At 71.9% G+C, this 26,404-nt stretch carries 29 protein-coding genes; 16 read left to right on the top strand and 13 right to left on the bottom strand.

From position 1 onward, the window contains the following. Positions 1–3 precede the first annotated feature (3 nt). Both AB0K03_RS22135 and AB0K03_RS22130 read left to right on the top strand, forming a co-directional pair. The gene (locus tag AB0K03_RS22135) at positions 4–1,452 is read left to right on the top strand and encodes an aminotransferase class V-fold PLP-dependent enzyme (RefSeq protein ID WP_364687660.1); all 1,449 of its coding nucleotides are present in this window, start codon (positions 4–6) and stop codon (positions 1,450–1,452) included. 16 nt (positions 1,453–1,468) lie between these two features. Continuing rightward, entirely contained in the window at positions 1,469–2,053 is a 585-nt protein-coding gene (locus AB0K03_RS22130) for an NADH-quinone oxidoreductase subunit B family protein (RefSeq protein WP_364687658.1), read from the top strand. 7 nt (positions 2,054–2,060) lie between these two features. On the opposite strand, the gene AB0K03_RS22125 is transcribed toward AB0K03_RS22130, so the two are convergent. Together AB0K03_RS22125 and AB0K03_RS22120 are read right to left on the bottom strand one after the other, a co-directional pair. Next, on the bottom strand, positions 2,061–2,744 hold the full coding sequence (locus AB0K03_RS22125) for a hypothetical protein (protein ID WP_364687656.1): 684 nt from the start codon (positions 2,742–2,744) through the stop codon (positions 2,061–2,063). Beyond that, positions 2,737–3,243 (bottom strand): sigma-70 family RNA polymerase sigma factor, encoded by a 507-nt coding sequence (locus AB0K03_RS22120; RefSeq protein ID WP_364687654.1) that lies wholly within the window; start codon positions 3,241–3,243, stop codon positions 2,737–2,739. The genes AB0K03_RS22125 and AB0K03_RS22120 overlap by 8 nt, the downstream gene beginning before the upstream one ends. A 144-nt stretch (positions 3,244–3,387) precedes the next feature. On the opposite strand from AB0K03_RS22120, the gene AB0K03_RS22115 reads away from it, so the two are divergent. From AB0K03_RS22115 to AB0K03_RS22105, 3 genes are all read left to right on the top strand, one after another. Further along, positions 3,388–4,692: a DUF2252 domain-containing protein gene (locus tag AB0K03_RS22115; RefSeq protein ID WP_364687652.1), complete on the top strand. Its 1,305-nt coding sequence runs from the start codon at positions 3,388–3,390 to the stop codon at positions 4,690–4,692. A 134-nt stretch (positions 4,693–4,826) separates the two neighbouring features. After that, positions 4,827–5,930, top strand: a complete 1,104-nt coding sequence (locus AB0K03_RS22110; RefSeq protein WP_364687650.1) for an NADH-quinone oxidoreductase subunit C — start codon at positions 4,827–4,829, stop codon at positions 5,928–5,930. Continuing rightward, entirely contained in the window at positions 5,930–6,889 is a 960-nt protein-coding gene (locus tag AB0K03_RS22105; RefSeq protein ID WP_364687648.1) for a complex I subunit 1 family protein, read from the top strand. Before AB0K03_RS22110 ends, AB0K03_RS22105 begins: the two co-directional genes overlap by 1 nt. 9 nt (positions 6,890–6,898) lie before the next feature. On the opposite strand, the gene AB0K03_RS22100 is transcribed toward AB0K03_RS22105, so the two are convergent. After that, on the bottom strand, positions 6,899–7,306 hold the full coding sequence (locus tag AB0K03_RS22100; protein ID WP_364687646.1) for a RidA family protein: 408 nt from the start codon (positions 7,304–7,306) through the stop codon (positions 6,899–6,901). A 96-nt stretch (positions 7,307–7,402) separates the two neighbouring features. Here AB0K03_RS22100 and AB0K03_RS22095 point away from each other — a divergent pair, with 96 nt between their 5' ends. Next, the gene (locus AB0K03_RS22095) at positions 7,403–7,789 is read left to right on the top strand and encodes a helix-turn-helix domain-containing protein (RefSeq protein ID WP_364687644.1); all 387 of its coding nucleotides are present in this window, start codon (positions 7,403–7,405) and stop codon (positions 7,787–7,789) included. A 218-nt stretch (positions 7,790–8,007) separates the two neighbouring features. On the opposite strand, the gene AB0K03_RS22090 is transcribed toward AB0K03_RS22095, so the two are convergent. Together AB0K03_RS22090 and AB0K03_RS22085 are read right to left on the bottom strand one after the other, a co-directional pair. Then, positions 8,008–8,430 carry a hypothetical protein gene (locus AB0K03_RS22090; RefSeq protein ID WP_364687642.1) on the bottom strand — a complete coding sequence of 141 codons (423 nt, stop codon included), beginning with the start codon at positions 8,428–8,430 and terminating at the stop codon, positions 8,008–8,010. 146 nt (positions 8,431–8,576) lie between these two features. Beyond that, the gene (locus AB0K03_RS22085; protein WP_364687640.1) at positions 8,577–9,146 is read right to left on the bottom strand and encodes a Uma2 family endonuclease; all 570 of its coding nucleotides are present in this window, start codon (positions 9,144–9,146) and stop codon (positions 8,577–8,579) included. 106 nt (positions 9,147–9,252) lie between these two features. Between AB0K03_RS22085 and AB0K03_RS22080 the strand changes: the two genes are divergently transcribed. The 8 genes from AB0K03_RS22080 to AB0K03_RS22045 all read left to right on the top strand — a co-directional run bounded on the left by AB0K03_RS22080 (position 9,253) and on the right by AB0K03_RS22045 (position 18,171). Then, positions 9,253–9,930 carry an NADH-quinone oxidoreductase subunit I gene (locus tag AB0K03_RS22080; protein WP_364687638.1) on the top strand — a complete coding sequence of 226 codons (678 nt, stop codon included), beginning with the start codon at positions 9,253–9,255 and terminating at the stop codon, positions 9,928–9,930. Continuing rightward, positions 9,927–10,481, top strand: a complete 555-nt coding sequence (locus tag AB0K03_RS22075; RefSeq protein WP_364687636.1) for an NADH-quinone oxidoreductase subunit J — start codon at positions 9,927–9,929, stop codon at positions 10,479–10,481. The genes AB0K03_RS22080 and AB0K03_RS22075 overlap by 4 nt, the downstream gene beginning before the upstream one ends. Next, the gene (nuoK, locus tag AB0K03_RS22070; protein WP_249609509.1) at positions 10,481–10,801 is read left to right on the top strand and encodes an NADH-quinone oxidoreductase subunit NuoK; all 321 of its coding nucleotides are present in this window, start codon (positions 10,481–10,483) and stop codon (positions 10,799–10,801) included. The genes AB0K03_RS22075 and nuoK overlap by 1 nt, the downstream gene beginning before the upstream one ends. Continuing rightward, positions 10,798–12,681, top strand: a complete 1,884-nt coding sequence (locus tag AB0K03_RS22065; protein WP_364687634.1) for an NADH-quinone oxidoreductase subunit L — start codon at positions 10,798–10,800, stop codon at positions 12,679–12,681. The genes nuoK and AB0K03_RS22065 overlap by 4 nt, the downstream gene beginning before the upstream one ends. Next, positions 12,678–14,219 (top strand): NADH-quinone oxidoreductase subunit M, encoded by a 1,542-nt coding sequence (locus tag AB0K03_RS22060; protein WP_364687632.1) that lies wholly within the window; start codon positions 12,678–12,680, stop codon positions 14,217–14,219. The genes AB0K03_RS22065 and AB0K03_RS22060 overlap by 4 nt, the downstream gene beginning before the upstream one ends. After that, a complete protein-coding gene (locus AB0K03_RS22055; RefSeq protein ID WP_364687630.1) occupies positions 14,216–15,688 on the top strand; it encodes a proton-conducting transporter membrane subunit in 1,473 nt (490 codons plus the stop codon). Before AB0K03_RS22060 ends, AB0K03_RS22055 begins: the two co-directional genes overlap by 4 nt. 115 nt (positions 15,689–15,803) lie before the next feature. After that, positions 15,804–16,691 (top strand): zinc metalloprotease HtpX, encoded by an 888-nt coding sequence (gene htpX, locus AB0K03_RS22050; RefSeq protein WP_364687628.1) that lies wholly within the window; start codon positions 15,804–15,806, stop codon positions 16,689–16,691. A gap of 220 nt (positions 16,692–16,911) precedes the next feature. Continuing rightward, positions 16,912–18,171: an MFS transporter gene (locus tag AB0K03_RS22045; protein WP_364687626.1), complete on the top strand. Its 1,260-nt coding sequence runs from the start codon at positions 16,912–16,914 to the stop codon at positions 18,169–18,171. A 22-nt stretch (positions 18,172–18,193) separates the two neighbouring features. On the opposite strand, the gene AB0K03_RS22040 is transcribed toward AB0K03_RS22045, so the two are convergent. The 3 genes from AB0K03_RS22040 to AB0K03_RS22030 form a co-directional block, all read right to left on the bottom strand. After that, positions 18,194–18,778 (bottom strand): SigE family RNA polymerase sigma factor, encoded by a 585-nt coding sequence (locus AB0K03_RS22040; RefSeq protein ID WP_364687624.1) that lies wholly within the window; start codon positions 18,776–18,778, stop codon positions 18,194–18,196. Next, complete coding sequence (locus tag AB0K03_RS22035; RefSeq protein WP_364687622.1) at positions 18,775–19,395, bottom strand: permease-like cell division protein FtsX; 621 nt, start codon at positions 19,393–19,395, stop codon at positions 18,775–18,777. The genes AB0K03_RS22040 and AB0K03_RS22035 overlap by 4 nt, the downstream gene beginning before the upstream one ends. A 76-nt stretch (positions 19,396–19,471) precedes the next feature. Beyond that, positions 19,472–20,170 carry a GntR family transcriptional regulator gene (locus AB0K03_RS22030; protein WP_364687620.1) on the bottom strand — a complete coding sequence of 233 codons (699 nt, stop codon included), beginning with the start codon at positions 20,168–20,170 and terminating at the stop codon, positions 19,472–19,474. 588 nt (positions 20,171–20,758) lie between these two features. Here AB0K03_RS22030 and AB0K03_RS22025 point away from each other — a divergent pair. Further along, positions 20,759–21,961 carry a carbohydrate-binding protein gene (locus AB0K03_RS22025; protein WP_364687618.1) on the top strand — a complete coding sequence of 401 codons (1,203 nt, stop codon included), beginning with the start codon at positions 20,759–20,761 and terminating at the stop codon, positions 21,959–21,961. A gap of 258 nt (positions 21,962–22,219) precedes the next feature. Here the strand turns inward: AB0K03_RS22025 and AB0K03_RS22020 are convergent, their stop codons facing one another. The 5 genes from AB0K03_RS22020 to AB0K03_RS22000 all read right to left on the bottom strand — a co-directional run bounded on the left by AB0K03_RS22020 (position 22,220) and on the right by AB0K03_RS22000 (position 25,760). Further along, positions 22,220–22,579 (bottom strand): DUF4180 domain-containing protein, encoded by a 360-nt coding sequence (locus tag AB0K03_RS22020; protein ID WP_364687616.1) that lies wholly within the window; start codon positions 22,577–22,579, stop codon positions 22,220–22,222. A gap of 54 nt (positions 22,580–22,633) precedes the next feature. Further along, the gene (locus AB0K03_RS22015) at positions 22,634–23,302 is read right to left on the bottom strand and encodes an MOSC domain-containing protein (RefSeq protein ID WP_364687614.1); all 669 of its coding nucleotides are present in this window, start codon (positions 23,300–23,302) and stop codon (positions 22,634–22,636) included. Then, complete coding sequence (locus AB0K03_RS22010; protein WP_364687612.1) at positions 23,299–24,129, bottom strand: GNAT family N-acetyltransferase; 831 nt, start codon at positions 24,127–24,129, stop codon at positions 23,299–23,301. The genes AB0K03_RS22015 and AB0K03_RS22010 overlap by 4 nt, the downstream gene beginning before the upstream one ends. Before the next feature lie 82 nt (positions 24,130–24,211). Further along, positions 24,212–25,222, bottom strand: coding sequence for an LLM class flavin-dependent oxidoreductase (locus AB0K03_RS22005; RefSeq protein WP_364687610.1), 1,011 nt, complete (start codon positions 25,220–25,222; stop codon positions 24,212–24,214). A gap of 76 nt (positions 25,223–25,298) precedes the next feature. Then, complete coding sequence (locus AB0K03_RS22000; RefSeq protein WP_364687608.1) at positions 25,299–25,760, bottom strand: DUF1707 domain-containing protein; 462 nt, start codon at positions 25,758–25,760, stop codon at positions 25,299–25,301. 29 nt (positions 25,761–25,789) lie between these two features. Between AB0K03_RS22000 and AB0K03_RS21995 the strand changes: the two genes are divergently transcribed. Further along, positions 25,790–26,404: a methyltransferase domain-containing protein gene (locus AB0K03_RS21995; RefSeq protein WP_364687606.1), complete on the top strand. Its 615-nt coding sequence runs from the start codon at positions 25,790–25,792 to the stop codon at positions 26,402–26,404.

Here is a 26,404-nt window from a genome sequence, read left to right as displayed (position 1 = left end):
GCGATGATCGAAGCGTTGCCGCCCCGCGGCGTGCCGGCCGAGCAGGTCCTCGCCGAGCTCGGCAAGCTGCGGGAGGCGGATCTGCCCACGCACGGCGGCCGGCTGTTCGCGTACGTCTACGACCCGGCCGTCGCGGGCCTGGACGAGCTGGCGCGGGCGGCGTACGCGATCTCCGCCCACGTCAACGGCCTGGACCCGACCGCCTTCCCGTCGCTGCTCGCGATGGAGAACGCGCTGGTCGCCGCGGCCGGCCGGCTGCTCGGGGGCGGCCCGGGCACGGCCGCGCCGGACGTGGTCGGCAGCGTGACCGGCGGCGGCACCGAATCCCTGATCCTCGCCGTGAAGGCGGCCCGCGACGCGGCGGCCACCGATCGGCCGCGGATCGTCGTGCCGTCCACCGCGCACGCCGCGTTCGCCAAGGCGGCCCACTATCTGCGCGTCGCCCTCGACGTCGTGCCCGTCGGCGCCGGCCTGCGCGCCGACGTCGCGGCGACCGCCGAGCGCATCGGTCCGGACACCGTCCTCGTCGTGGGGTCGGCGCCCTCCTACGCGCACGGCGTCGTCGACCCGATCCCGCAGCTGGCCGCGCTCGCTGCCGAACGCGGCGCCCGCTTCCATGTGGACGCCTGCTTCGGCGGGTGGGTGCTGCCCTATCTCCGGCGGCTGGGCGCGGATCTGCCGGCCTTCGGCTTCGACGTGCCGGGTGTCACGAGCGTCTCGGTCGACCTGCACAAATACGCGTACGCGCCCAAGGGCGTCTCGGTCCTGCTGCATCGCGACGCGGGTCTGCGGCTGCCGCAGTTCTTCGCGTACGCGGACTGGCCCGGCTACACGATGGTCAACCCGGTGATCTCCTCCACCCGGTCCGGGGGCCCGATCGCGGCGGCCCTGGCCACCCTGCGGCATCTCGGCGACGACGGCTACCTGAAGCTGGCCACCACGACGCGGGACGCGGTCGCGGTGCTCGCCGGCGCGGTCGAGGCCACCGACGGCGTATGCCTCTTCGCCCCGCCGGAGACGACCGTCGTCTGCCTGACCACCACGGACGGCGTCGACTTGTTCGTGCTCGCCGACGAGCTCGCCGCGCGGGGCTGGCACACCCAGCCGCAGATGGCGTACGCGAACCTCCCGCCGACCATCCACCTGACCGTGACCGCCGCGGTGGGCGCGACCGCCGACCAGTTCGCGCCCGGCCTCGCCGAGGCGGTGGCGGCGACCCGCGCCCGCGGCCCGGTGCAGCTGCCCGCCGAGCTGATGCAGGCAGCGGGTGCGCTGACCCCGGAGGCCGTCACGCCGGAGCTCATCGAGGGGCTCGCCGGCGGACTGGGCCTCGGCGAGGGCGCCGGCGGCCCGATGGCGGCGGTGAACACGCTGCTCGACGCCGCGCCGCCGGCCCTGCGCGAGGCGCTGCTCGCCGGCTTCCTGAGCCTGCTCCAACGACCCTCCTGGTGAAGGGTAGGTTGGCACCGTGGCCGGTCTGCCAGGAGTGCTCGGGGAACCCATCAAGTTCGTGCTGAACTGGGGGCGCCGCTACTCGCTGTGGGTCTTCAACTTCGGGCTCGCGTGCTGTGCCATCGAGTTCATCGCCACCAGCATGGGCCGGCACGACTTCATGCGGCTCGGCGTGATCCCGTTCGCGCACAGCCCCCGCCAGGCCGACCTCATGGTCGTGTCGGGCACGGTCACCGACAAGATGGCCCCGGCAATCAAGCGCCTCTACGACCAGATGCCCGAGCCGAAGTACGTCATCTCGTTCGGTTCCTGCTCCAACTGCGGCGGGCCGTACTGGGACTCGTACTCGGTGACCAAGGGTGTCGACCAGCTCATCCCCGTCGACGTGTACGTGCCGGGCTGCCCGCCGCGGCCGGAGGCGCTGTTGCACGGCATCCTGCGCCTGCAGGAGAAGATCGCCGCCGAGGAGTCGGGCCCGGGCGGTGTCTCGCGCCGTGACCCGCTGAGCGCCGGCGAGCTCGTCCCGGGGCCGCCGGAGCCCGCGGCAGTCCGCGACGCCGCGTCGCTGACGGCGCCGATGGTGCGCCGGCCCGCCACCTGATCGGGACTCACCGCTCGAACGGGATCGTCTGCAGGCCCGTACGCCCGGTCTCGCCGGCGGTGAGCAGGCCGTTGTCCACCCGCAGGATGCCGTAGCGGCCCTCCAGTTCGAACTGCCCGGAGTCCCCGGCCGGCACGACACGCCACGTCTGCGACTCGTCGCCCAACCGGCACGGCTCCAGCCTCAGGGTTGCCCGGGACGTGGCCGTGACGCACTCGTTCCAGACCGGCGGAGCGATCCACACCTCGTTCCTCCCGGCCGTGGGAGCCGGGCGCAGCGCCATCTTCGTGGAGTCGGCTTTCGCCGTACCCGTGAAGTCCACGACGCCGTCCCGGCCCACTTCCAGGAAGCGGTCGACGCCGTCGTCCGGGACGTCGATCAGCACGGCGACGTTCAGGTCGATCCCGATCTCCTCCAGCTGCGTCACGTCGGAGCTGACCGTGCTGGACGGCAGGACCCGTGGCGACACGCTCACCGGCGGCACTGCGGGCGTCTCGCCACCGCCCCGGCCGAGTGTGAGACCGACCCCGAACCCCGCGAGCAGCACGGCGACGAAGGCCGCCGCGGCCGCCCGGCGTGTCCGCCGCCGGGCCGCCCGCTCGCGGATGTCCCGGGCGGAAGCCACGACGGCGGTGCGCTGCACGTGGTCGGCGTACGCCTGCAGCCCCTCCTCGATGCGGTCGTCAGACATCGCGTCCCTCCCGACCCATCGCAGTGTCCTCGGTCAGATGGTCCGCCAGGGCGCGGCGCCCCCGGGCCAGCCAGGTGGTGATCGTCCCCGCCGGCAGGCCGGTCTCGCGGTGGATCTCGGCCACGCTCAGCCCGGCGAGGTGGTGCAGGACGATCACGCGGCGCTGGCCGGCGGGGATCCTGCGCAGTGCCTCGACGACCGCCACGTGGTCCGGGTTCAGCGCCTCGACGTGCTGGTCCACGGCGTCCCGGCGGTGCGCCTGCAAGCGGTTGACGGCCTTGCGCCAGGTGCTCACCGCCTGCCGGTACGCGACGCGGCGTACCCAGGCCTCCGGGTCGTCGTACCGGCTGATCCGCTGCCACCGGTTCCACGCCCGCAGGTACGCCTCCGCCACGGCGTCCTCCGCCTCGGCCTGCCCGCCCACCATCATCGAGACATGGGCGAGCACGCGACGGGCGGACGTCGCGTAGAAGGTGTCGAAGTCCTCCGCGTCGCGCATGGGCTCCTTCCCCGGATGTGACTCACACACGCCCCGCGCCGGCACCCGATTGCGCGGGAAGATCACGAAAAGGTCACGGCTCGCCCGCCGCTTCGTCGTATCTGTGACATACAGCTATAGCCGTGGCGGTCTACTCTTCCGATCATGAGTGACCAACCGCGGGCCGACGTCATCATCGACGTGCTGACCAGGGAATTCGGCGAACTGATGGCGATCGATCCGGCGGCGTTCCGGCGCAAGTTCCGGAAGATGGCGGCGTCCCCGTTCGCCTTCTACCGCGGCAGCGCGTCGCTGTTCTACGCCGACATGACCGGTCCGTTCCGCGACGACCGGTTCCTCGACGAACGGACCAGCCGGGTCTGGATCCACGGCGACCTGCACGCCGAGAACTTCGGCACGTACATGAACAGTTCCGGCCAGCTCGTGTTCAACGTCAACGACTTCGACGAGGCGTACGTCGGCCCGTTCATCTGGGACCTCAAACGCTTCGCGGCCAGCGTCGCCCTCATCGGCTACAGCAAGGCGCTCTCCGACGACGTGATCACTTCGCTGGTGACCGCGTTCGCCGACGCGTACCTCACGGAACTGCGGGCCATCGCCCACGGCGGCGACGACGCCATCGGCTCGATCACCCTGAAGAACGCCGACGGCGTCCTGCGCCGGGTGCTGCAGGAGGCCCGGCTCAACACCCGGGTGGACCTGCTCGCCGCACAGACCACGATCGACGAGTACGAGCGCCGCTTCTCGCTCGGCGACGGGGTGTACGAGGTCGATGAGGCCACCGCGGCCACGGTGACGGCGGCCTTCCGCGACTACCTGCGTACGCTGCCGTCCCAGGGCACGGGCGTGTCCACGAACATCAAGGACATCAAGCTGCGCAAGGGCGTCGGCATCGGCTCGGCGGGGCTGCCCTCGTACAACCTGCTGCTCGAGGGGCACACCGAGGCCCTCGAGAACGACGTCATCATCTACATGAAGCAGGCCCAGGTCCCGGCGGTCGCCCGCTGGATCGACGACGAACGGGTCCGCGGCTACTTCCAGCACCAGGGCCACCGTACGGCCGAATCCCAGCGCGCCCTGCAGGCGCACGCCGACCCGTGGCTGGGCTACACCGAGCTCAACGGCGTCGGGCAGCTGGTCGCGGAGGTCTCCCCGTACGCGAACGACCTCGACTGGTCCGACGTCAACGAACCGGAGGAACTGACCGGCGTCCTGGCCGACCTGGGCCGCGCGGTGGCCCGCATGCATTCGGTCGCCGACGACGAGTCCAGCCACGACCTGGTCGACTTCTCCACGGAGGAGGCCATCGTGGCGGCGGTCGACAAGGACGAGAAGGGCTTCGTCGCCCTGCTGGTGGAGTTCGCCCACCGGTACGGCGACCAGGCCCGCGAGGACCACCAGGACTTCGTCGACCTCTTCCGCAACGGCCGCCTCCCCGGCCTCGCCTGACGGTTCGCTCCGGCCGGCATGCCTTTCGCTTCTCCCCACCGGTGGGGTGCCCGCGGCCAGGGGACCGGAGGGTTGTCCACAGGCTCGCGGCCGCGGGACCGGGACCGGCCGGGCCGGATCATAGGATGGGCGGCATGACGCCCGAAGAGGTCGGCGAGCGGATGGTCGCGCTGCTGACGGCCGCCGACACCGACGCCCCCGTGGACCCTTCGGCGCTGACCACGAGCGTGTCCGGCGGCGGCACCGGCCACGAACGCGCGGTCATCGACGTGCCGCCGGCGCTGTGGTGGACGGCCCTCCGCGCCGCCCGCGACCCCGGCGCGCTGGGCTGCGACTTCTTCGACTGGCTGTCCGCGGTCGACGAGCTGGACGAGGGCTTCACCATCGTGGCGCACGTGTGGTCCACCCGGCGCCGGCACGGTCTGCTGGTCCGCACCCGCGTGCCCCGCACGGACCCGATCGTCGAGTCCGTCGTCGACCTCTACGCGGGCGCCGCCTGGCACGAGCGCGAGACCCACGAGATGTTCGGCATCGGCTTCGACCGCCACCCGAACCTGCGCCCGCTGCTGCTGCCCCCGGAGTTCGAGGGCCACCCGCTGCGCAAGGAGTTCGTCCTGGCGTCCCGCGTCGCGAAGGCCTGGCCCGGCGCGAAGGAGCCGGGCGAGTCCGAGGCCGGCGTGGCCAAGCGCGCCCCCATGCGGCCGCCGGGCGTCCCGGACCCGAACGACTGGGGCCCGCTCAAGGGGAAGGTCCCACCCCCGGAGACCCCGCCCCGCCGCGCCTCGGGAGACCGCCCGGCCCGCCCGGCAGGTGACCGCCCGGCGGGTGACCGCCCCGCACGCCCGGCGGGTGACCGCCCGGCCCGCCCGACGGGTGAGCGCCCGGCCCGGCCCGCAGCTCCGCCGGGCGAACGCTCGGCCGCCGGCCCCGCCGGCCCCGCCGCGCGCCCCGCGCCGGGCGACCGCCCGGTTCGCGACATCCCCGACCGCGCGACCCCCGGCGCCCCCGGCGACCCCAAGGCGGAGACCACTCCGCCCGCGTCGGGACCGGTCACCCCGCCCGGTACCCCGGATCCGGTCACCCCGCCTCCTGCCCCGGAGCCGGTCACCCCGCCGCCCGGGCCGCCCTCCACCCCGGCCCACGCCGCGGGAGCCGAGAACGCCGCGGAGGCGGCCGACGCCGCCGACGCCGCGGCCGCCGAGAACGCCGACACCGACACCGATGAGGGGAAGCGCTGATGCCGCTCTGGCTCGACCTGCTCGTCCGGGTCGTCGCGGTCGTCGCCGCCTTCCTCGTCCTGCCGCTGGTCGTGGGGCAGGCGGAGCACAAGGTCATGGCGCACATGCAGGGCCGCCTCGGTCCCATGTACGCCGGCGCCTTCCACGGCTGGGCGCAACTCGTCGCGGACGGCGTCAAGTTCGTGCAGAAGGAGGACATCACCCCGCGGGACGCCGACCGCCGGGTGTTCCAGCTGGCCCCGCTCGTCGCGCTGTTCCCGTACCTGTTGGTGCTGCTGGCCGTGCCGCTCGGGCCCGGCGGTCTGGTCGCTCAGACCCTCGACGTGGGGTTGTTCTTCGTCCTCGCCGTGCTCGGCGTCGGGGTCGTGGCCGTGCTGATGTCGGCGTGGGCGTCGGCGAACAAGTACAGCCTGCTCGGCGGCCTGCGCGGCGCGGCGCAGCTGCTCGGCTACGAGCTGCCGCTGGTGTTGTCCGCGGCGAGCGTCGCCATGGCCGCGGGCACCTTGAGCCTGCCGGGCATCGTCGAGGCGTGGTCGCCGTGGTGGCTGTTGTGGCAGGCGCCGGCCGCCCTGGTCTTCTTCATCTCCGGGCTGGCAGAGATCCGCCGGCCGCCGTTCGACATGCCGATCGCCGACTCGGAGCTGGTGTTCGGCTACATGACCGAGTACACCGGCCTGCGGTTCGCGTTCTTCCTGCTCGCCGAGTACGTCGGCATCGTCGTGATCGCCGCGCTGACCACCGTCCTCTTCCTCGGCGGCTGGCACGGGCCCGCCGCCGACCACCTCGGCTGGCTGTGGACGCTCGTCAAGGTCTTCGCCGTCTCGTTCGTGATCATCTGGCTGCGGGTGAGCTACCCACGGCTGCGCGAGGACCAGCTCCAGCGCCTCTGCTGGCTGGTGCTGGTGCCGGTCTCGCTGGGCCAGCTCGTGCTCACCGCGGCGGTGAAGGTCGCGCTCTGAGCCGCGCGCTCAGTCGAGGACCGCGGTGGCTTCAACCTCGACAAGATGCTCGGGTACGTCGAGAGCCGCGACGCCGAGCAGCGTGGCCGGCGGCGCCACGGGCATGCCGAGCCGCGCCACCGCCCGGGCGATGCCGTCCAGGAGCGCGGGCATCTGATCGGGCGTCCATCCGGCCACGTGGACGTTGAGCTTCGCCACGTCGCGGAACGAACCGCCGACCTCGGCCAGCGCGGTGCCCACGTTGAGGTAGCACTGCTCGACCTGCGCGGCCAGGTCGCCCTCGCCGACCGTCTTCCCGTCGGCGTCCCAGGCGACCTGGCCGGCGACGAACACCAGCCTCGACCCGGTCGCGACGGACACCTGCCGGTACACGTCGATCGTCGGCAATCCGTCGGGGTTCACCAGTGTGATGGCCATGTGCCTGCCTCCTGCGGTCACTTGTGGTTACCCAGGAACCGTAGGAGAGTGTTACGCGGCAGGGTAGAGCGCACTTTTCCGTGACTGGGGAACCCGATGGGAACCAAGCAGGCCGGCGGCCATCTCGACGAGGCGGATCTGACCCGCGCCGACTCGCTGGCGCGGGAGATCTTCTCCGACGTCGCCAACAAGTGGGCCCTGTTGATCATCGAAAGCCTCGGCGACCGCACGTTGCGCTTCACCGAGGTCCGTGCCGAGATCGAGGGCATCAGCCACAAGATGCTCACCCAGAACCTACGCATGCTCGAGCGCTACGGCCTGGTGGAGCGTACGGTCCACCCCACGGTCCCGCCCCGCGTCGACTACGCGCTCACCGAGCCGGGCCGGGCGCTGCGGGAGACGGTCAGCGGCATGTGCGACTGGACCCACCGGTACATCACCCACATCGAGGCGGCCCGCAGCGCCTTCGACGCGACGACCTGACGCCGGACGGCGAGGCCGCGCGACCTCACGGCCGGGCGGCAGGGTTGCGTGACCTCACGGCCGGGCGGCAGGGTTGCGTGACCTCACGGCCGGGCGGCAGGGTTGCGTGACCTCACGGCCGGGCGGCGATCCGCGGCCGCGACCTGGCCGCCGGGCGGCGGGGCCGCGACTCGACGGCCGGGCGGCGGGGCCGCCCGGCCGTCGTGAGCCGGAATGGATCAGGTCAGCAGCGTGACCGTGTAGTTCAGGGTCGTGCCGCTGGCCGTGTACGTGGCCGTCTGCCCGTTCGTGCAGTACGACACGAAGTTGTTGCCGAGCACGTCGTCCCCGGCGGTGGCGTGCACGAGCGGGCGCACGTCCACACCCTCGGCCAGCGCCGTGGAGGTCAGATCAACGAGCCGCCACTGGTTGATCGGGTAGTCGTCGGTCGGCGCGGACAGCTGCCCGTCCCGGGTGGTGATCTGGAAGTTCATGACGAACCCGCCGTTGTTCACGACGGCGATCTTCTGCACGCACGGCGTCGCCTGCTGCGCGGTGGGCGCGGCCGCAGCGGGCTGAACGGTGGCGCCCAGCAGGGCGGTGGCTCCGGCGGCGGCGAGCGCGGCGGTCAGACCGGCCCGGGTACGGGTGGTGACGGTCATCAGCGTTCCTCCAATGTGGTCGGTTGCTGCCTGTCGAGCAGCCCTTTAACCGGACACACGGGTCGCAAACTGACGATCATCTTTATTCGCGAAGAAAACTGTGAAACCGCTGAACAGAGATTGTCCGGGTAATCCGGGCGCGGCGATCAGAGGTGACGCGGACGCAGCCGCGCCACGGGAATCTCGATCCGCCACGGCTCATCGATCTCGATGGTCTCGCTGAAGGTTCGGGACGGGTGGTAAACCTCATCCTCCGGGTCGAGGCGGTACGTCTGCACCTCCAGGCCGCCCTGCGTCTCGACCAGCCAGTAGTGCGGGATGCCGGCCTTCGCGTACAGGGCCGGCTTCATCACGCGGTCCATGCTCTGCGAGGTCGGCGAAACAATCTCCACCGCCAGCACGACCTCCTCGGGCGTGTAGAAGCGCCCGCCCCGGCTCGCGGCCTCGTCCGTCGTCACCAGGACGTGGGGAATGAACGACCGTCGCGGGTTGATCCGAATCTCCACAGCCTGCGTCACATGAAGATCCTCCGGACAGCCGTCCTCCAATGCGACTACGAGACGGGCGGCGATCACCTGGTGGATGTCCGTGGGGGAGGGGGACGCGAGGAGCACTCCATCGAGCAACTCGCGGCGGAAGCCGTCATCGGGCAGGGCGTCAAGATCGTCCGTGGTCCAGCCGTCGGACGGCGGGTGGTCGCTCAGCGCAGCGGTCATCACGGGCCTCCAGGAACGGGGTCTCTCACCCCTCTCATCACCGTACTGGAAGATCTGGTGGGGGTGTGCTCGCCTCCGGTCCGGCGACCGGGCAGGATATGCGGTTATGAGTGAGCACGGGGAGCGGTCCGCGCCCGGCAAGGGCCTGGTCAACGGGCTCGCCGTCACGCTCAAGACGATGACCAGGCGCTCCGGCACCCAGCAGTATCCCGACGTCGAGCCCGAGCTGCCGCCGCGCTCGCGCGGGGTCATCGCGCTGCTCGAGGAGAACTGCACGGTCTGCATGCTGTGCGCCCGGGAGTGCCCGGACTGGTGCATCTACATCGACTCCCACAAGGAGGAGGTCGTCGTCCCCGGCGCGGCGCGGGCCCGTCAGCGCAACGTGCTCGACCGGTTCGACATCGACTTCTCGTTGTGCATGTACTGCGGGATCTGCATCGAGGTGTGCCCGTTCGACGCGCTGCACTGGTCGCCCGAGTTCGAGTACTCGGAGCTGGACGTGCTCGACCTGCTGCACGACAAGCAGCGCCTCGGCGAGTGGATGCCGACCGTGCCGCCGCCGCCTGCCCACGACGTGCTCGGCGAGCCGTCGAAGGAGGAGGCCACGGCCGCCCGCAAGGCCGCCGGCCCGGGCGCGGCCACCCCCGCCAAGACTGCCCGCCCGGCAGCGGCCCGCCCCGGCGCCGCCCCGAAAGCCGGCCCGACAGAGACGCCGGGAGGAAAGCCGACCGGGACGCCGGGCGAGAAGACCTCGGGAGAGACGACGCCGGGGGAGAAGCAGTGACCGTCGCCGACGCGCTGCTCGTGGCGCTCGGCGCCATCGCCGTGGGCTCGGGCGCCCTCGTCGTCACCAGCACCCAGATCGTGCGTGCCGGCCTCTACCTGGTGGTCAGCCTCGGCGCGATGGCCGGCCTGTACCTCGTCCTCGGCGCGGAGCTGGTCGCCTGGGTGCAGGTCCTGGTGTACGTCGGCGCCGTCGTCGTCCTTCTGCTGTTCGCGGTCATGCTCACCCACGCGCCGATCGGCCCCTCCCCGGATCTGGATCGGCCGGCCTGGCCCGCGCTCGTCGTCGGCGGCGGCGTGGGGGTGGGGCTCACCGCCCTGCTCGTGGACGCCTTCCGCTGGACGGTCCACGCCCTGCCGGTCCCGGGTACGACCGACCGCATGGGCGCCGAGCTGTTCGGCTCGTGGGTGCTGCCGTTCGAGGTGCTGTCGATCCTGCTGCTCTCCGCCCTGGTCGGCGCCATCGTCCTGTCCCGCCCCGACATCGGAGCGCCAAAGGCAGAAGGCACGCCGGAAAAGCCGGAACGGAACGCGGCAGAGGTGGAGGCCTGATGCACGCGGTCATCCCGTACGTCACGGCCGCCCTGCTGTTCGGGCTGGGCGTCTACGGCGTCCTGCGCCGGCGCAACGCGATCCTGGTACTCATGGCCGTCGAGCTCATGCTCAACGCGGTGAACCTGCTGCTGGTGACCGCCGACGTCACGCTGCCCGCTCCGGGTGGGCACCGCGGCGGCGCGTTCGCCCTGTTTGTGATCGTGCTGGCCGCCGCCGAGGTGGGTGTGGGCCTCGCGATCGTCCTGCAGTACTACCGGATGCGCTCCGCCGTGCACGTGGACGAGGTCGCGCTGCACCACGAGCCGGAGGCCGGATGACCGCCGACGTCCTGACGCCGCTGCTGCCCGGCGTACCCCTGCTCCTGGGTTTGATCGGTCTCGTCCTCAAGCGCGGCGACAAGAGGAACGGCCAAGCCCTCGGTATCGCGGGCGCCGCGATCGCGCTGCTCGTGACGATCGTGCTGCTGATCGTGGTGGACGAGCCGGTCGAGGTGACGCACCGCTGGGTGACCTTCGGGGAGTTGCCGGTCACGCTCGGCTTCTCGCTCGGCCCGGCCGCCCTGTACGTGGCCCTGGCCGTCGCCGTGGTCGCGCTGTGCGTGCAGGTCTACTCGGTCGCGTACCTGCACGACGACCGCCGGTACGCGCCGTATGCCGCGCAGATCAGCCTCTTCACGGGCGCCATGCTGCTGGTCGTCTCGGCGAACGACCTGATACTTCTGCTGCTCGGCTGGGAGGTCATGGGCGTCTGCTCGTACCTGTTGATCGGCCACGATCGGCGCCTGCCGGAGGCGCCCGCGGCGGCGGTGAAGGCGTTTCTCGTGACACGCGTCGGCGACGTGGGCTTCCTGCTCGGCATCGCGTGGCTCGGCGTGTGGTCGGGCACCTTCCAGATCTCCGAGATCCTCGACCGCGGCGGTGTCCCGACGGTCGCGGTGCTGTTCATCCTGGCCGGCGTCGCGGGCAAGAGCGCGCAGTTCCCGCTGCACACGTGGTTGCCCGATGCGATGGCCGGCCCGACGCCGATCTCGGCGCTGATCCACGCCGCCACGATGGTCGCCGCCGGCGTGTACGTGGTGTTCCGCCTGTTCCCGCTCTTCGCCCAGTCGCCCGCTGCGCTGGCCGTGCTCGGCGTGATGGCGGCGATCACCCTGCTGCTCGGGGCGCTGTCAGCGACCGCCCAGGACGACCTCAAGCGGGTGCTGGCCTGGTCGACTGTCTCGCAGATCGGCTACATGACGGGCGCGCTCGCTGTCGGTTCCCCCGCCGCGGCACTGTTCCACCTGCTCACCCATGCCGCGTTCAAGGCGCTGCTGTTCCTGGCGGCGGGCGCGGTCATCCACGCCGTCGGCAGCAACCTCATGTCGCGCATGGGCGGGCTGCGTGAGCACATGCCGGTGACGTTCTGGTGCTTCGTGGCGGGGCTCGGCGCGCTGGCCGGCGTACCCCCGCTCGCGGGTTTCTGGTCCAAGGAGAACGTCCTGGTCGCGGCAGCGCACGCGACCGAGGGTGAGGGCCCGGCGCCCGCCTGGGTCGGCTGGGTGGTCTGGATCGCCGCGCTCGCCGGCGTCGCCGTCACCGCCTGGTACGCGACCCGGCTGCTGCTGCGCACCTTCTTCGGCCACCCCCGATCGCGCACCGAGCAGTGGCATGCCGGGTTCAGCGACGCCCACTACGAGGGTCCGCCGGGGGTGCCGCACGACCCGCCGGGTCTGATGCGCTGGCCGGTGCTCCTGCTGGCCGTGCCGGCCGTCCTGCTGGGCCTGGCCGCGTTCCTGCCCGGCTTCCGGTCGGCCCTGGAGCTCGAGCCGCCGCATCTGAGCGTCTCGATCGTTCTGCCGCTCGTCCTGCTCGCCCTCGGCGCGGGCAGCGCGTGGTGGCTCTGGCACACCGCTCCGGGCGACGACCCGGCGCAGGCCCTCGGCCGGTCCCGGCCGTTGTTCGCCGCCGGCTTCCACCTGGACAAGATCCAAGACCTTCTGGTGGTACGGCCGGTACGCGCGTTCGCCGGTGCCGTACGCGTCGTGGACGAGAAGGTCGTCGACGCGGCCGTGGAAGGCGCCGGCACCTCGACGACCCGCCTCGGCACCGCGCTGGCCGCGGCCCACCGGGCGGCTCTGCCGCGGGCGGCCGTCGCCGTCTTCTCCGGCGCCCTGCTGCTCGGCGTCGTCGCCGCCATCTACGGAGCCGCGTCATGATGGACCCTCCCGGCGTCCCGGCCGCCCTGCAGGTGCTGCTGATCGCCGTGCTCGTGGTGCCCGCGGCCGGTGCCGTCGCGGTCGCCCTGTTGCCCGCCCGCATGGATCGGGGCGCGCGGCTCGTGGCCACTGTGTTCGCCGCGGTCACGTTCGTCGCGACGCTCCTGCTGGCGCTCCCCTCGTCGCGGGACTTCGGCTGGACCGATTACTCCGCGTCGGGCGCCGTGCCGGTGGCGCCGTGGGCCGAGGTGCAGGCGCCGTGGGTGCCGTCGCTGGGCATCGAGTTCCACCTGGGCGTGGACGGCGTCTCGTACCCGCTGGTCGTGCTGACCGGGCTGCTGACGCTGCTGTGCTGCGGGTACACGGTGTGGAAGGTGCCGGCCGGAGGCTCCGGGCGTACGCTCGCCGCCCTGCTCCTGGTCCTCGAGGTCGGCATCCTGGGCACCTTCCTCGCGCTCGACCTGGTGTTGTTCTTCGTGTTCTTCGAGGTCGTCCTGCTGCCCATGTACGCCGTGATCGCCGGCTGGGGCGGACCGGACCGGCGGCGGGCGGCCCGCAAGTTCGTCCTCTACACGCTGTTCGGCTCGGTGCTGCTGCTGCTCGGCGTCTTCACCGTGGTCGTCGCGGCGGGCACCGGCGACCTGCTCGCCCTCGCCGGCGGGTACGGCCTCTCGCGCACGACGCAGTACGTGGCGTTCGCCCTGTTCGCCGTCGCCTTCGCGGTGAAGGCGCCGCTCTGGCCGCTGCACACGTGGCTGCCCGACGCGCACACGGAGGCACCCACAGTCGGCAGCGTGATCCTCGCCGGCGTGCTGCTCAAGATGGGCACGTACGGCCTGATCCGGGTCGGCGTGGGCGTCGCGCCGGAGGGTGCGGCGTGGGCCGCGCCGGTCCTGGGTATCCTGGCCGCGGCCGCGATCATCGCCGGGTCGCTGGTGTGCCTGCGGCAGACCGAGCTGAAGCGGCTCATCGCGTACTCCAGCGTCGGTCACATGGGCTTCGTCCTGCTCGGCATCGCCACCCTGACCGTGACCGGCGTGCAGGCCGCGCTGATCGGCAACGTCGCGCACGGCGTGATCACCGGCCTGTTGTTCTTCCTGGCCGGGGCCATCAAGGACCGCGCGCACACCGGGGATCTCGGCGCTCTCGGCGGCCTGCGGGAGACCGCGCCGCGCCTGGCCGGCCTACTCGGCTTCGCCGCGATCGCCTCGCTCGGCCTGCCCGGTCTCGCCGGCTTCTGGGGTGAGGCGTTCGCCGTCGTGGCCGCCGTCCAGCGCGGCGGCGCGCTGTGGGTGACGCTGGCGGTCGTCGCGGCGATCGGCGGCGCGCTGACCGCCGCGTACTTCATGCGGCTCCTGCGCCGGGTCACCCACGGCCCGGCGACCGAGGCGGTGACCGGCTTCCCGGCGATCACCCGTCCCGAGTGGATCGCCTGGGCGCCGCTCGTCCTGCTCGCGCTGGCGGTCGGGCTCGTGCCCGCGCTCGTGCTCGCCGCCACCTCCGACCCGGTGGCCGCCCTCACCGGAGCGCTGCGATGACCCAGGCCGTGAACCACGTCGCCCTGCTCCCGCTGTACGCCGCGGCCGGCACGGCCCTGCTCGTGCTCATCGCCGACCTGGCGTTCGCCCGGTTCCAGGTGCTCGCCGGCATCGCCGGGAGCATCGCTACGGCGGTGTGCGCGCTCGCCGTGCCGGGGCGGCCGTCGACGTTCTGCAGCGGCGACCTGTGCTCGTGGATCACGACGCCCCGCGCCGTCCTGACCGCGGTGATCTTCGCGGCGCTGACGATCGGCGTGCTGGCGCTGTCCACGCCGGCGCTCCGGCTGGGGCTCGCGCCGCGAGGTGAGTTCTGCTTCCTGCTCACCTGCTCGATGGTGGGCGGTGTCGTGGTCGCGTACGCCGGCGACCTCATCACGCTGATCGTCGGCCTGGAGACCCTCACGCTGCCGCTGTACGTGCTGGTCGGGCTCCGCCGCATCCGCGTCACCCGGGCCGGCGCCTCGGCCGCGGTCACGTTCTTCCTCGTCAGCGTCGTGTCCACGGCCATCGCCCTGCTCGGCGCCGCCCTCCTGTACGCCGCCACCGGCGCGCTGCACCTGTCGGCGCTGACCGCGGGTACGGGGCAGCTCAAGTCGCTCGCGGCGGTCGGCGCGGCGATGATCGTGGTGGGCTTCGCGTTCAAGGTCGCGGCGGTTCCCCTGCACGCCTGGGCGCCGGCCACGTACGACGGCGCGCCGGTGCCGGTGGCCGCGTACCTGTCGACGGCCTCGAAGCTGGGCGGCGTCCTCGCGCTGGCCGCGGTCGTCCAGCGGCTCGACACGGGACCGCTGGTCGCCGTGCTGGCTGTGCTCACCATGACGGTCGGCAACCTGGTCGCGCTGCGCCAGACCCGGATGGTCCGCCTGCTGGCGTGGTCGTCCGTCGCGCAGGCCGGCTACATCATCGCGCCGCTGGCGGCCGGGGCGGTCGGCATCGAGGCCGCCCTGGCGTACGCGGTGTTCTTCGTCGTCCTCGAGTTCCTCGCATTCGCCGTCGTCACCGCCCTGCGCACCCCGGGTACGGACGGCGGCGACCTCGAGGAGTACCGGGGGATCGGCCGCCGCAGCAAGTGGCCGGCCGCCGCCTTCGTGCTCGCGGTCGCCGGGCTGGCGGGCCTGCCGCCGGGCCTGGCCGGCCTGTTCGCCAAGGTCGCGATCGTGCAGTCGCTCATCGCCGCCGGCTGGGGCTGGCTCGCCGGCGTCGTCGCGATCAACGCGGTGATCGCGCTCGCGTACTACGTCCGGGTCGCCGCGCTGCTCTACACAGCCCCGGCCCCCGTCGGCGTCCACCTCACCGCGCCGGTGGGTTCGGGACCGGTCGCCGTCGCCGACCCGGACCTGCTGCGGGCCGCCACCCAGCCCCGGGTCGCGGTGGCGCGCCCGGTCGCGGCGGCCATCGCGGTCGCGGCCGTGGTCGCGGTGGCGCTGGGCTTCGCGCCGCAAGCGATCTTCGACTTCCTCAACGGCTGAGCGCGTGACGCGGTAGGCACGCTCAGCCAACTCACAGTCACTCCTGGATGAATTCCCGGGACGGCGATGTTCCATCAGACGTGGGCCCACCGGCCCGCGTGCTGAAGGAGTGATCATGCACAGCCATCACAACGGCCTCAAGACGGCCGCTCTGCTGGGTCTGCTCACCGCCATGATTCTCGCCGTCGGGTACTGGATCGGCGGTAGCGGCGGCCTGGTCTTCGCCGTCATCCTCTCGCTGGCCATGAACGCCGGCAGCTACTTCTTCTCCGACAAGATCGCGTTGCGGGCCATGCGCGCGCAGCCGGTCACCGAGGCTGAGTTCCCGGCGCTCTATGAGATCGTCCGTGAGCTGGCGACCGAGGCGGGCCAGCCGATGCCCCGCCTGTACGTGAGCCCCGCGCTGCAGCCCAACGCGTTCGCCACCGGCCGCAACCCGCGCAACGCCGCCGTGGCGGTGACCGTGGGCATCACCCGGATCCTCGACCGGCGTGAGCTGCGCGGCGTCATCGGCCACGAGCTGTCCCACGTCTACAACCGCGACATCCTGATCTCCAGCGTCGCCGCCGCCCTCGCCGGCATCATCACGATGTTCGCCCAGCTGGCGATCTTTCTCCCGCTCGGCGGCTCGGACGACGACGACGGCCCGAACCCGGCCGCTCTGTTGCTCATGCTGATCCTCGGCCCGCTCGCCGCGTCGATCATCCAGCTGGCCATCAGCCGCAACCGGGAATACCAGGCGGACGCCTCGGGAGCCACCCTGACCCGGGACCCGCTCGCCCTGGCGAGCGCCCTGGAGAAGATTCAGTACGGCGCCCAGCGCATGCCCCTCCCGGCCGAGGGCGGGCTCGCCACCTCGGCGCACCTGATGATCGCGAACCCGTTGCGCAGCGGCGGCATCGCGGGGCTCTTCTCGACGCACCCGCCGATGGCCGAGCGCATCAAGCGGCTGCACCAGCTGGCCGCGATCACGGGTACGGGCCCGGTGCAGTTCCAGCGCTGAGCGCGCCCCTCCTGAGGGCCGCCTCACCAGCCGGCTCACAGCCCGCGAGCCGCCTTCTGAGGGCCGCCTCACAGCCCGCGAGCCGCCTTCTGAGGGCCGCCTCACAGCCCGCGAGCCGCCTCTTGAGGGCCGCCTCACAACCCCGCGGGCCGAGCCGCCTCCGACCGTTAGGGTCGGAGGCGGCTTTCGCTCATTACACCCGACGATCCGGAGGAGGACCGTGACCGCGTTGCGTCAGTACCTGGGCGTGTGGCGGATGCCGGGCGGGAAGGTTCTCCTCGTCGTCGGCATCCTCGCCCGCCTCGGCATCGGCATGACGCCGCTCGCCCTGCTCCTCCTGGTGCAGCAGACCACCGGCCGGTACGCCGCCGCGGGCCTCGCCGGCGGCATGTACGCGCTCGCGGGCGCGGCGGTCAGCCCTGTCGCCGGACGCGTCGCCGACCGGATCGGCCCCACGCCCGTCCTGCTGCTCACCGCGGTCCTGCATCCCGTCGCGCTCGCCGGGCTCATCCTGGCCAGCCGTGGCGGCGCCGAGGCCCTGACGTGGATCTTCGTGGCGTCGGCGCTGGCGGGGGCCACGTACCCGCCGCTGAGCGCCGCGATCCGCCGGGCCTGGACCGACGCCACCGCACCGGGCACCCGGCACCACGCCCTGCGCCCCGCGGCGATGGCGGCCGAGACGTCGCTGTTCGAGCTGGTCTTCGTGCTCGGCCCGATGCTGGTCGCGGCGTTCGTCGTGGCCACGCACGACCCGGCGGTGGCGCTGGGTTTCGCGGCGGTGGCCACGCTGGGCGGGACGATCCGGGTCGCGCTGCTGCCGATCATGCGGCACTGGGCGCGGCACGAGTCGGCCGTGGGCGCTCGCGGCCTGGGGCCCCTCAAGGCGGACGGCTTTCCGGCTCTGCTGCTCTGCGTCGCCGCGCTGGGCATCGCCTTCGGTGCGGCGGGGGTGATCGTGCCCGCGTACGCCAATGAGCACGGCGGCGGTGACAGCCTCGGCGGGGTCCTGCTCGGCGTCTGGGGCATCGGCAGTGCCATCGGCGGCATCTGGTTCGGCACGCGCCGGCCCGCGATGGCCCTGGCCCGCCAATTCGCCTGGCTGCTCGCCGCGGTCTCGGCCAGCTTCATGATCCTCGCGGTCATGCCGGACCCGCTGACGCTCGGCGTGGCCCTCGTCGTGGGAGGCGCCACCATCGCTCCCGCGCTCACGGTGGAGAACAACCTGGTGGGCCGTCTCGCCCCCGCGGCCATGCTGAACGAGGCGTACACGTGGGTGGTGACCGTCTCCGTCGCAGGCAGCGCGGCCGGCGGCGCGGTCGCCGGGGTGATCGTCGACCAGCCGGGCGGCCTGCCCTGGTCCTTCCTCTTCGCCGGCGCGGTGCTGATGGTCGCCGCCGCGGTGGCGTCCCTGCCCGCGGGGCCGATGGCCCGCGCCGACGAACGGGCCGGCGAACGCCTGCGCCAGGCGCTCGCCGGCTGAAGCTTCGTAGGGCGCGACCGGCTCAGCGGTCCTCGAAGTCCTCGCCGAGCAGGGAACGCAGGCGGGCCAGGGCCCGGGCGGTGCGCATCTTCACCACCGAGACGGAGACGCCGAGGATCGTGGCCACCGTGTCGACGCTGTGGTCCTCGGCGTGCCGCAGCACCAGCACGGCCCGGTCCTCGACGGACAGGGCAGCCAGCGCGTCCACCAGCGCCAGCCGCAGCTCGGGCGTATCGGCCGTCCCGTCGCCGGGCCGGTCGGGCAGCTCGGCCACCACGATCTCGGAGCCGCTGCGCCGCCGCTGCTGGTCGAAGACCAGGTTCATGAGCACCCGCCGGCTGTAACCCTCGAGGTTGGTGCCGGTACGGATCCGGTCCCAGGCCGCGTACATCTTGATGAAGGTCTGCTGGGTCAGATCCTGGGCGAGATGCCAGTCCCGGCACATCAGGTACGCGCTGCGGCGCAACCGGGTGGCGGCGGACTCCACGAACGCCGTGAACTCCTCGTCCCGGGCCGCCTTCGCGCGGCGGCGGCCCACACTCCAGCTCGCCAGGGCGCCGGTCCGGGGACCCTCCACCGGCCTGGGCGACGTCACCGTGTCCGTCACTGGACGCCTCCGACCGGGGCGCTCGCGGGGCAGACCCGGCCGACGATCGAGCCGACGCCGTCCATCGTCGCGTACTCGGCACGGAAGGCCTTGTACTGCGCAGGATCCGCCAGCCGCAGCCGGAACGACTCGACGAGTTGCTTCGGGCTGACCGACGAGACGAAGTCCGGGCTGTCCGCCCACAACGTCCGGAATCGCTCCCAGGCCTGCTGCCGATTCTCGAACCGTACGTCGGCCACACGGGCGTCCTCGCGCAACGTCGACCCCAGCGCCGAACTCTGCCGGTCCGTCGAGTCGGGGATCAGGAAGACGACCACGTCGGTGGCGCCGCTCTCCACCGGCTTCTCCGAGCAGGACGGCGCGGTCAGCGGCATCATCGCCGCCGCGACCGTCATCGGAGGGCCGGCCGGCTCCGCCGGCTCCGGCCGGAGGCTCACGCCGCCCACCACGGCCAGCGCGACCACCACACCGGCAGCCACCCCCGCCCCGGCCATCTGCCGACGCCGCCGGCGCATCCGGCCGCCCTGGGCGATGGCAGCGAGCGCCATCTCCCCGGCGTCGGCGCCGGGGTCGTCACTCACCGCCCGATCGAAGTGCTTCCGCAGGTCCGCGTCCACCGGTTCTCCTCGCTGTCCGTCCCGTCGTCTGCTGATAGGACTGGATGGGCAACCGGATCGGTCACACGTCCCGCGGCTAGCCCGATTCGGGGCCCAGCTTCAGATGTTGCGTGATGCGGTACCTGTCGCCGCGATACACCGAGCGGGTGAACTCGATGAGGCGGCCGTCCGTGTCGCGCGTGGTGCGTTCGAAGAGCAGGGCGGGAGAATACAGCGGCACCTCGAGCAGCCGGGACTCCGCGGCATCCACGACCGTCGGCTCCGTGGTCTGCAGCGCCTCAGCCGGCGTGACTCCGTGTCGCTCGCGAAGGTGGTGGTAGAGCGACCCGGCGGCGAAGTCGTCCCGTGACAGGTTCGGGGCGACGGCGCAGGGAATGTGGATCTCCTCCACCGCGATCGGCCCGCCGTCGACGAGCCGCCGCCGCAGCGCCCGGACCAGGCCGGAGCCGGGGGAGACCTGCAACTTCGCCCCCAGCCGCGGACCCGCGGGAACGACGTCGAACTCCAGCACCTCGCTGCCCCAGTCACCCTCCGCGGGCGGCAGGTACGCCGTCGACGGCACCTCCTGCGAGATCTTGGCCGGGCTGGTGAAGGTCCCGCGCCCGTGGCGGCGTACCAGAAGACCCTCCCGGGCCAACTCCTCGATGGCGGCGCGAACCGTCGGCCGGGACGCGCCGAGCTCGCCGCTGAGGTCCCGCTCGGAGGGCAGCGCGTCGCCCGGCGGAAGCGTCGCGATCAGCTCGCGCAACCGTTCCCGAACCTCGCTCCGCCGCATCCCACCCTCACTCCGTCACCCACGCCGCCCGGCCGACCGCCGTGTCTCTGCGCCGACCGACCGCGCGGCCCGGCCGCACGCTCCCCGGCGGCCGCACGCTCTCCGGCCGTCGCACGCTCTCCGGCCGTCGCGCCCTCTTCGGCCGTCGCACCCCCTCGAGCCGTTGCACCCGCTCCAGCCGCCGCACCGATCCGGCCGCCGGACCACCGTGGCCGCCGGACCGCTTGGCTGACCGGACTGCCGCGGCCGGCACACCACCGACCGACGGACCGCGCTATTCCGTCAGCCGCAGTCTTCCGCCGCCTTGCAGCCTTCCGCTACCCCCGCCTTGCAGCCTTCCGCTACCCGCTGCGACCCGCCGCCCGCAGCGATCCGCGCCCGGCGCGCCTCTGCGTGTGCGAGCAGTCGCCCCCGGTCGTTTGCACTCTGCCGGGTCCGCGCGGGCTTGTCCATCTTGTCCACTGGCCATCCCAAGAGGCCGCGATTTAAGGAGGACCACAGGCCACGGCTATTGACGATCACCACTGCCGCCGGGTTTGGTGTTTACCACTGGTAAACATCCCCGATACCCGAGGAGGCCCTTCCCCCATGGGCCGGAAACGCACCATCGCCGTCGGCGCCACGGTCGCCGCGACCGCCGGCGCGCTCGCCGCCTTCGGCATCGCCGCCGCCCCGAGCAGCAGCGCGGCCACCGCCTGCGGCGCGCTGTTCGACGACTTCAGCTATTCCTCCCGTACGGATCCAGCGCTGTCCCAGCGCGGCTGGAGGATCCGCGGCGAGGCGGGCGGCCCCGGCGTACCGGGCGCGAGCTGGCCGGCCGACAACGTGTCGTTCCCCACCGTGGACGGTCAACGCGTGGCGCAACTGACCGCCCGCACGAACGGCACCGCGGCCGGCACGTCACACGCCGAGTTCTCGCAGAGCAACCGCCGTTTCCTGGAGGGCACCTATCTCGCCCGGATCAAGTTCGCCGACGCGCCCTCCACCGGCCCCGAGGGCGACCACGTGAACCAGACCTTCTACACGATTTCGCCGCTGGCGGCCCCGAAGGACCCGATGTACTCGGAGATGGACTTCTCCGAGTACCTGCCCAACGGCGGCTGGGGCGAGGCGGGTCCGATCAACTACCAGACCACCTGGTACACGTACGTCCCCGACCCCTGGTACGCCGACAACCAGCACAGCCAGCAGGCCAGAAGCATCGCGGGCTGGCACGACGTCATGGCGACGGTCGCCGACGGCCACGTGAAGTACTACATCGACGGCGCGCTCGTCGGCGACCACTCGGGCAAGGTGTACCCGAGGCAGAAGATGTCCATCGACTTCAACCAGTGGTTCATCGACCTGGCAGGCCGCCCGTCCGGCGCCACCTCCGTCTGGCAGGAGTCGATCGACTACGTCTTCCACGCCAAGCGCCAGGTCCTGACCCCGTCCCAGGCCACCGCGGCGATCACCGCCTACCGCTCGGCGGGCACCACCCACACGGACACCGTCGCCCCGGCGGACGACTGCACGCCCGCCCCGCCGGCCACCACCCCGACAACCCGCCCGGCGACAACACCACCGGCCACGCCGACGACGGCCCCGACAGCCACGCCACCCACCACCCGTCCGACCACCACGGCACCGACCACGGCACCGCCGGCCGGCACGACTTGGGCGCCGAACGTGGCCTACCAGCAGGGCCAGATCGTCACGTACGCCGGAAAGCGCTACCAATGCCGCATCGCCCACACCTCCCTGGTGACCTGGGAACCGCCGAACGTGGCCGCCCTCTGGCTGCCGCTCTGACCCGCACACCCCCGCCGCCGTAGTGGATTCGCCGCCAAGCGGGCTTCACCGGCCGGCATGCGCCGCACCCGCACTGTGAGCGCGCCACCTTCGGCCACCGACCGGCTTACCGCTCGGAATGCGCCACAACCCATCGAGCGCAACTCCCGCCGCCGACGGCTCAGCAACCGTGCACCGCACCCCGCTGAGCCGTCGGCTCGGGCTCGCCTCAGCAACCGTGCACCGCACCTCGCTGAGCCGGTCGGCGCCGGCCTCGCCTCAACTCAGGCGACCGTCGAGCTCCTGCAGATCGTTCACGAACCAGACCTGGTCGCCCTTGTTCGTCTCGTACACCAGGTCACGCAGCGCCCCGCTCGCCGCCACGTGGGCAGAGATGTCACCCACGATCGCGAGCCGTAGGCGGTAGTTCACGAACTTCTGCATGATCTCGCCGGCCACCCCGGTGCTCAGCCGGTAGAAGCTCGCATCCAGCCGCTCCGCCGGGATCGCCACCACCTCGGCTCCCGCATACGCCGCGCCGATCAGATCGAGCGCATCCTGCGGGCCGGCGACCGGTGCACCATCGGCGTCGCAGACGAGTACGGGCACCCCGCCCCGCTCGACGATCTGATCAGGCATGTCGATCTCCTTCGCTCCAGAGCCCTCGGGCTACCGTCGCTGAACGCCGTACGGTCATCCGTCGTGCCGGAGCCTGCGACGGATGTCCGCCTTCAGCCCCTCCGGAATGCCGTCCTTCTCGAGGTATTCGGCGAGCAGCTCCGGCTCGTGCATCCACGCGCGGAAGCTCTCCGCGATCGTCACGCCGTGCGCGGGCCGATCGAGCACGCTCACCTCGTCGCCCACCTGTACGTCGCCCGGTGTCACCACCCGCAGGTACGCCCCGGGCCGGTTCTCGGCGGCGAACCGCTTCACCCAGCGCGGCTCCTGCATCTTCCACTGGAACGTGGCACAGGGGATGCGCCCGAACGTCGCCTGCAGCACCAGCGTTTCGCCGATCCGCCACTTCTCCCCGAGCACCGCGCCGCTGACGTCGAGGTCCACAGTGGTCAGGTTCTCGCCGAAGATCCCGCCCGGCAGTTCCCGCCCCAGCTCCTTCTCCCACCAGTCGTAGTCCTCCCGCGCGTACGCGTAGACCGCCTGGTCGTCACCGCCGTGGTGCTTGGTGTCGAAGATCTGGTCGCCCACCAGCCCGCTCGCCCGGTCCGACGGCAGCCCTTTCGGCCCCGGGGCGCGGACGGCGACGGGATGGGTGACCGGCTGCTTGTTGATCCCGGTCCGGCCGATGTTCTTGGCGTCGCTGTCCTCGGGAACGGCGAGGTTGACCTGCAAAATCCGGCTCATGCGACGAATTCCACCATGCTGCGGTCCTCCAGGGGTACGTAGCCCAGTCGCTGGTACAGGGCGTTCGATGTGGGGTTGGCGAGATCGGTGAAGAGCACGACGTGAACCGCTCCGGCGTCGAGCGCGGCTCGGGTCAGGGCGGTGGTGACCGCGCCGGCGTACCCGTGTCCTCGATGCTCGCGAGGCGTGTAGACAGCCTGGATGCGCACCATCCCCGACTGCTGCCGGGTGACGCCGGCCATCGAGACGGGCCGTCCGTCGAGCTCCCAGATCAGCATGCCGCTGTGCGCCAGCTTGTCGTCGATGAATTCCTCGACCTGGCGCGGCTCCTCACCGACGTCCCGATAGAAGGCGGCCATCCACCCGACGAGCAGGTCACGGTCCGCGCTGCCCGCTACGCGAGCCGATCCCTTCGCCGGCGGCACGGGCGGCACCAGGGTCCCGAGCCGGTAGAGCCGCTGCCTCTTCAACACCTGCGAGCCGGCGCCGGTCAGCCGCTCCCATTCCGCGGCGAACGCGGCGGCGGGCGCGTCCGGCCCGATGACACCGGGGAGGCCGGCATCGGACAGCGCCCGGGCCAGCTCGGCGGCCGCGTCCGGCGACATGGCGGACAGCAGAGGCTCACGCGGTGGCGTACGCAGGAAAGCCGCGTCCTCCCCGCCGCGCCACCCGAAGACCGCCGTCTCGGAGCCGTAGGTGCCGGGCCCCTGCACGCGTACGGTCTCCGCGATCGTCAGCAGCACCGTGTTCTCCACCGGACGTGTGCGGAGAAAGCCGCCCGCCCGGTCGAGGAACTCCTCGACGTCCTCCGTGATGTGCCAGACCATGGCGCCGATTCTGGCAAAGATCCGGGATCGGCGAATCCGGTTATCCACAGGCCGACGTGCCGCGGGCCGTGGTGTGGATAAGTCAGAGACCCCAGGCCTTGGCGATACGTGCCAGCGAGTCCTGCCGCGTGGCCGGGTCGTACACCGTGCCGGCGAGGATCAACTCCGCCGCGCCGGTCCGCTCGACGAGCGCGTCCAGCCCGGCCACGACCTCCTCGGCCGTACCCGCGTACTGAGTGCCGGGGAGCTGATCCAGCACGGCGCGATCCAGATCGGACAGTTCACGCGACGCGGCCGCCTCGGGCGACACGATCGGACCCAACCGCCCCGTACGCAGGCTCAACGCCATGATCCGGCTCGGCCCGGCCAGATACTGCGCCTCCTCGGTGGTCTCCGCGGCGATCACCGAGGCGCTGATCATCAGGTGCGGCTCGGGGAAGCGCGGCGAAGGCTTGAACCCCGACCGGTAGAGCCGCGCGGCGGTGTCCACATCGGAGCTCATCGCGAAGTGGTACGCGTAACAGAACGGCAGCCCGAGCGCGGCGGCCACCTGAGCCCCGTACGTCGAGGAGCCGAGCATCCACACCTCGGGATAGCTCGCCGGGGCCGGCGTGGCCTTGAGCCGCTCGATCCGCTCCGGCGCGACACGATCGTCGCCGAGCAGGGCGAGGACCATGCCGAGATGGTCGGGGAACTGCTCGACCGTCAGGTGCGGCGACACGCCCCGCAGCGCGGTGGCGGTGGCCTGGTCGGTGCCGGGCGCCCGCCCGATTCCCAGGTCGATGCGGCCGGGGTGCAGCGCCTCCAGCAACGCGAACTGCTCGGCCACCACGAACGGCATGTGGTTGGGCAGCATCACGCCCCCGGAACCCACCCGGATCCGCTGCGTGTTGGCCGCCACGTGCGCGATCAGCACCGGCGGCGAGGTCGACGCCACGGCCGGCATGTTGTGGTGCTCGGCGACCCAGAACCGCGAATACCCCAGGTCATCGGCGGTCCGGGCGATCTCCGTCGTGCCCCGCAGGGCGTCGGCACTGTCATGACCCTCGCGCACGGTGGCGAGGTCAAGGACGGACAAAGGTACGCGACTCACCCGCCGACCGTAGCTCGGCCCGTACCCATGGCAAGCGGCACCGGCCGCATGACGTTCGCCACGTTCGGCGTACGCGTCACCGCCGCTGCTGGCCCCTGATCGCCTGCACCCCGACAGTGGTGGCCGCCAGGGCAGCGCCCGGAACGAGCAGCCACACCGGCCACGGATAGATGTCGGCCTCCACGGTGACCAGCAGCACGAACCACACGGCCAGATTGAGAGCCGCCACCGACCCCCAGATCGTCCAGAGCACCATCAGCGCCATCGGCAACTTCCGCGCCTGCCGGCGCACCTCGGCTGCCCGCCGCGCATTGACCTCGGCCGCATTCAACCCCGGCTTCGGAAGATCGGCCACAAGCACAAGAAGATCGGCGTACGTCCGAGCCGCGTACGCATCCCGCACCCGCTCGTCGTACTCAGCGAGCGACAACCGCCCCTCGTCGAGAGCAGACTTCAACTGCTCGGCAATCTGATGCCGATCCGCATCGGCGGCACGCAGCGTCTCCACCTCGGTCCGCCGCGCGACATCCTTCGCCATGTACGCCAGGCTAGAGGAGGGAGGCGCCGATGAGCTACGACGACGTGGTCAGCAGCCTGAGGACCATCTATGACGCCCGAGCCGCCAAACGCGACGCGACGGCGAGACAGTCGTGGAAACTCGAGGAGCGCGGCGCATTCCTGAACCGCCTCAAGGCCATCGAAGCGGAAACCTTGCTCGACCTGGGAGCCGGCACGGGCCAGGACAGCGCCCACTTCGCGGCCCACGGCCTGACGGTCACGGCCGTCGACATAGCCCCCGAACACGTGGCGCTCTGCCGGCAGAAAGGCCTGACTGCAGAGGTACGCGACGTCCTCCACCTCGGCTTCGCCCCAGCAGCCTTCGACGCCGTGTGGTCCCTGAACTGTCTGCTCCACGTACCCGATGAGAATCTGCCTGCCGCCTTCCGCGCCGTACGCGAAGTCCTCAAACCGGGCGGCCTGTTCTTCGTCGGCCTCTGGGGAGGAACAGACTCGGAAGGCATCATGGAGGAGGACGGCCGCTTCTTCTCATTCCGCTCGGACGAACGCCTCCTCCGGTACGCGTCGGAAGCCTTCGACCTCGTCGACTTCCACACGATCAACCACGGCTTCCACTTCCAGGCCCTGACCCTCGCCCGCCCCCTCCCGCAGCAATCGACCTAA

The sequence above is a fragment of the Actinoplanes sp. NPDC049316 genome, assembly GCF_040677315.1.
In the GTDB taxonomy this organism is placed as follows: Bacteria; Actinomycetota; Actinomycetes; order Mycobacteriales; family Micromonosporaceae; genus Actinoplanes.
This window is presented reverse-complemented; position numbering and strand designations above follow the sequence as displayed.

Excerpts from the sequence above, each read along its gene's own strand:
- AB0K03_RS22135 (WP_364687660.1), top strand. The coding sequence starts at position 4 with ATGATCGAAGCGTTGCCGCCCCGCGGCGTGCCGGCCGAGCAGGTCCTC.
- AB0K03_RS22125 (WP_364687656.1), bottom strand. The coding sequence starts at position 2,744 with ATGTCTGACGACCGCATCGAGGAGGGGCTGCAGGCGTACGCCGACCAC.
- AB0K03_RS22120 (WP_364687654.1), bottom strand. The coding sequence starts at position 3,243 with ATGCGCGACGCGGAGGACTTCGACACCTTCTACGCGACGTCCGCCCGT.
- AB0K03_RS22115 (WP_364687652.1), top strand. The coding sequence starts at position 3,388 with ATGAGTGACCAACCGCGGGCCGACGTCATCATCGACGTGCTGACCAGG.
- AB0K03_RS22110 (WP_364687650.1), top strand. The coding sequence starts at position 4,827 with ATGACGCCCGAAGAGGTCGGCGAGCGGATGGTCGCGCTGCTGACGGCC.
- AB0K03_RS22105 (WP_364687648.1), top strand. The coding sequence starts at position 5,930 with ATGCCGCTCTGGCTCGACCTGCTCGTCCGGGTCGTCGCGGTCGTCGCC.
- AB0K03_RS22100 (WP_364687646.1), bottom strand. The coding sequence starts at position 7,306 with ATGGCCATCACACTGGTGAACCCCGACGGATTGCCGACGATCGACGTG.
- AB0K03_RS22095 (WP_364687644.1), top strand. The coding sequence starts at position 7,403 with ATGGGAACCAAGCAGGCCGGCGGCCATCTCGACGAGGCGGATCTGACC.
- AB0K03_RS22090 (WP_364687642.1), bottom strand. The coding sequence starts at position 8,430 with ATGACCGTCACCACCCGTACCCGGGCCGGTCTGACCGCCGCGCTCGCC.
- AB0K03_RS22085 (WP_364687640.1), bottom strand. The coding sequence starts at position 9,146 with ATGACCGCTGCGCTGAGCGACCACCCGCCGTCCGACGGCTGGACCACG.
- AB0K03_RS22080 (WP_364687638.1), top strand. The coding sequence starts at position 9,253 with ATGAGTGAGCACGGGGAGCGGTCCGCGCCCGGCAAGGGCCTGGTCAAC.
- nuoK (WP_249609509.1), top strand. The coding sequence starts at position 10,481 with ATGCACGCGGTCATCCCGTACGTCACGGCCGCCCTGCTGTTCGGGCTG.
- AB0K03_RS22065 (WP_364687634.1), top strand. The coding sequence starts at position 10,798 with ATGACCGCCGACGTCCTGACGCCGCTGCTGCCCGGCGTACCCCTGCTC.
- AB0K03_RS22060 (WP_364687632.1), top strand. The coding sequence starts at position 12,678 with ATGATGGACCCTCCCGGCGTCCCGGCCGCCCTGCAGGTGCTGCTGATC.
- AB0K03_RS22055 (WP_364687630.1), top strand. The coding sequence starts at position 14,216 with ATGACCCAGGCCGTGAACCACGTCGCCCTGCTCCCGCTGTACGCCGCG.
- htpX (WP_364687628.1), top strand. The coding sequence starts at position 15,804 with ATGCACAGCCATCACAACGGCCTCAAGACGGCCGCTCTGCTGGGTCTG.
- AB0K03_RS22030 (WP_364687620.1), bottom strand. The coding sequence starts at position 20,170 with ATGCGGCGGAGCGAGGTTCGGGAACGGTTGCGCGAGCTGATCGCGACG.
- AB0K03_RS22025 (WP_364687618.1), top strand. The coding sequence starts at position 20,759 with ATGGGCCGGAAACGCACCATCGCCGTCGGCGCCACGGTCGCCGCGACC.
- AB0K03_RS22020 (WP_364687616.1), bottom strand. The coding sequence starts at position 22,579 with ATGCCTGATCAGATCGTCGAGCGGGGCGGGGTGCCCGTACTCGTCTGC.
- AB0K03_RS22015 (WP_364687614.1), bottom strand. The coding sequence starts at position 23,302 with ATGAGCCGGATTTTGCAGGTCAACCTCGCCGTTCCCGAGGACAGCGAC.
- AB0K03_RS22010 (WP_364687612.1), bottom strand. The coding sequence starts at position 24,129 with ATGGTCTGGCACATCACGGAGGACGTCGAGGAGTTCCTCGACCGGGCG.
- AB0K03_RS22000 (WP_364687608.1), bottom strand. The coding sequence starts at position 25,760 with ATGGCGAAGGATGTCGCGCGGCGGACCGAGGTGGAGACGCTGCGTGCC.
- AB0K03_RS21995 (WP_364687606.1), top strand. The coding sequence starts at position 25,790 with ATGAGCTACGACGACGTGGTCAGCAGCCTGAGGACCATCTATGACGCC.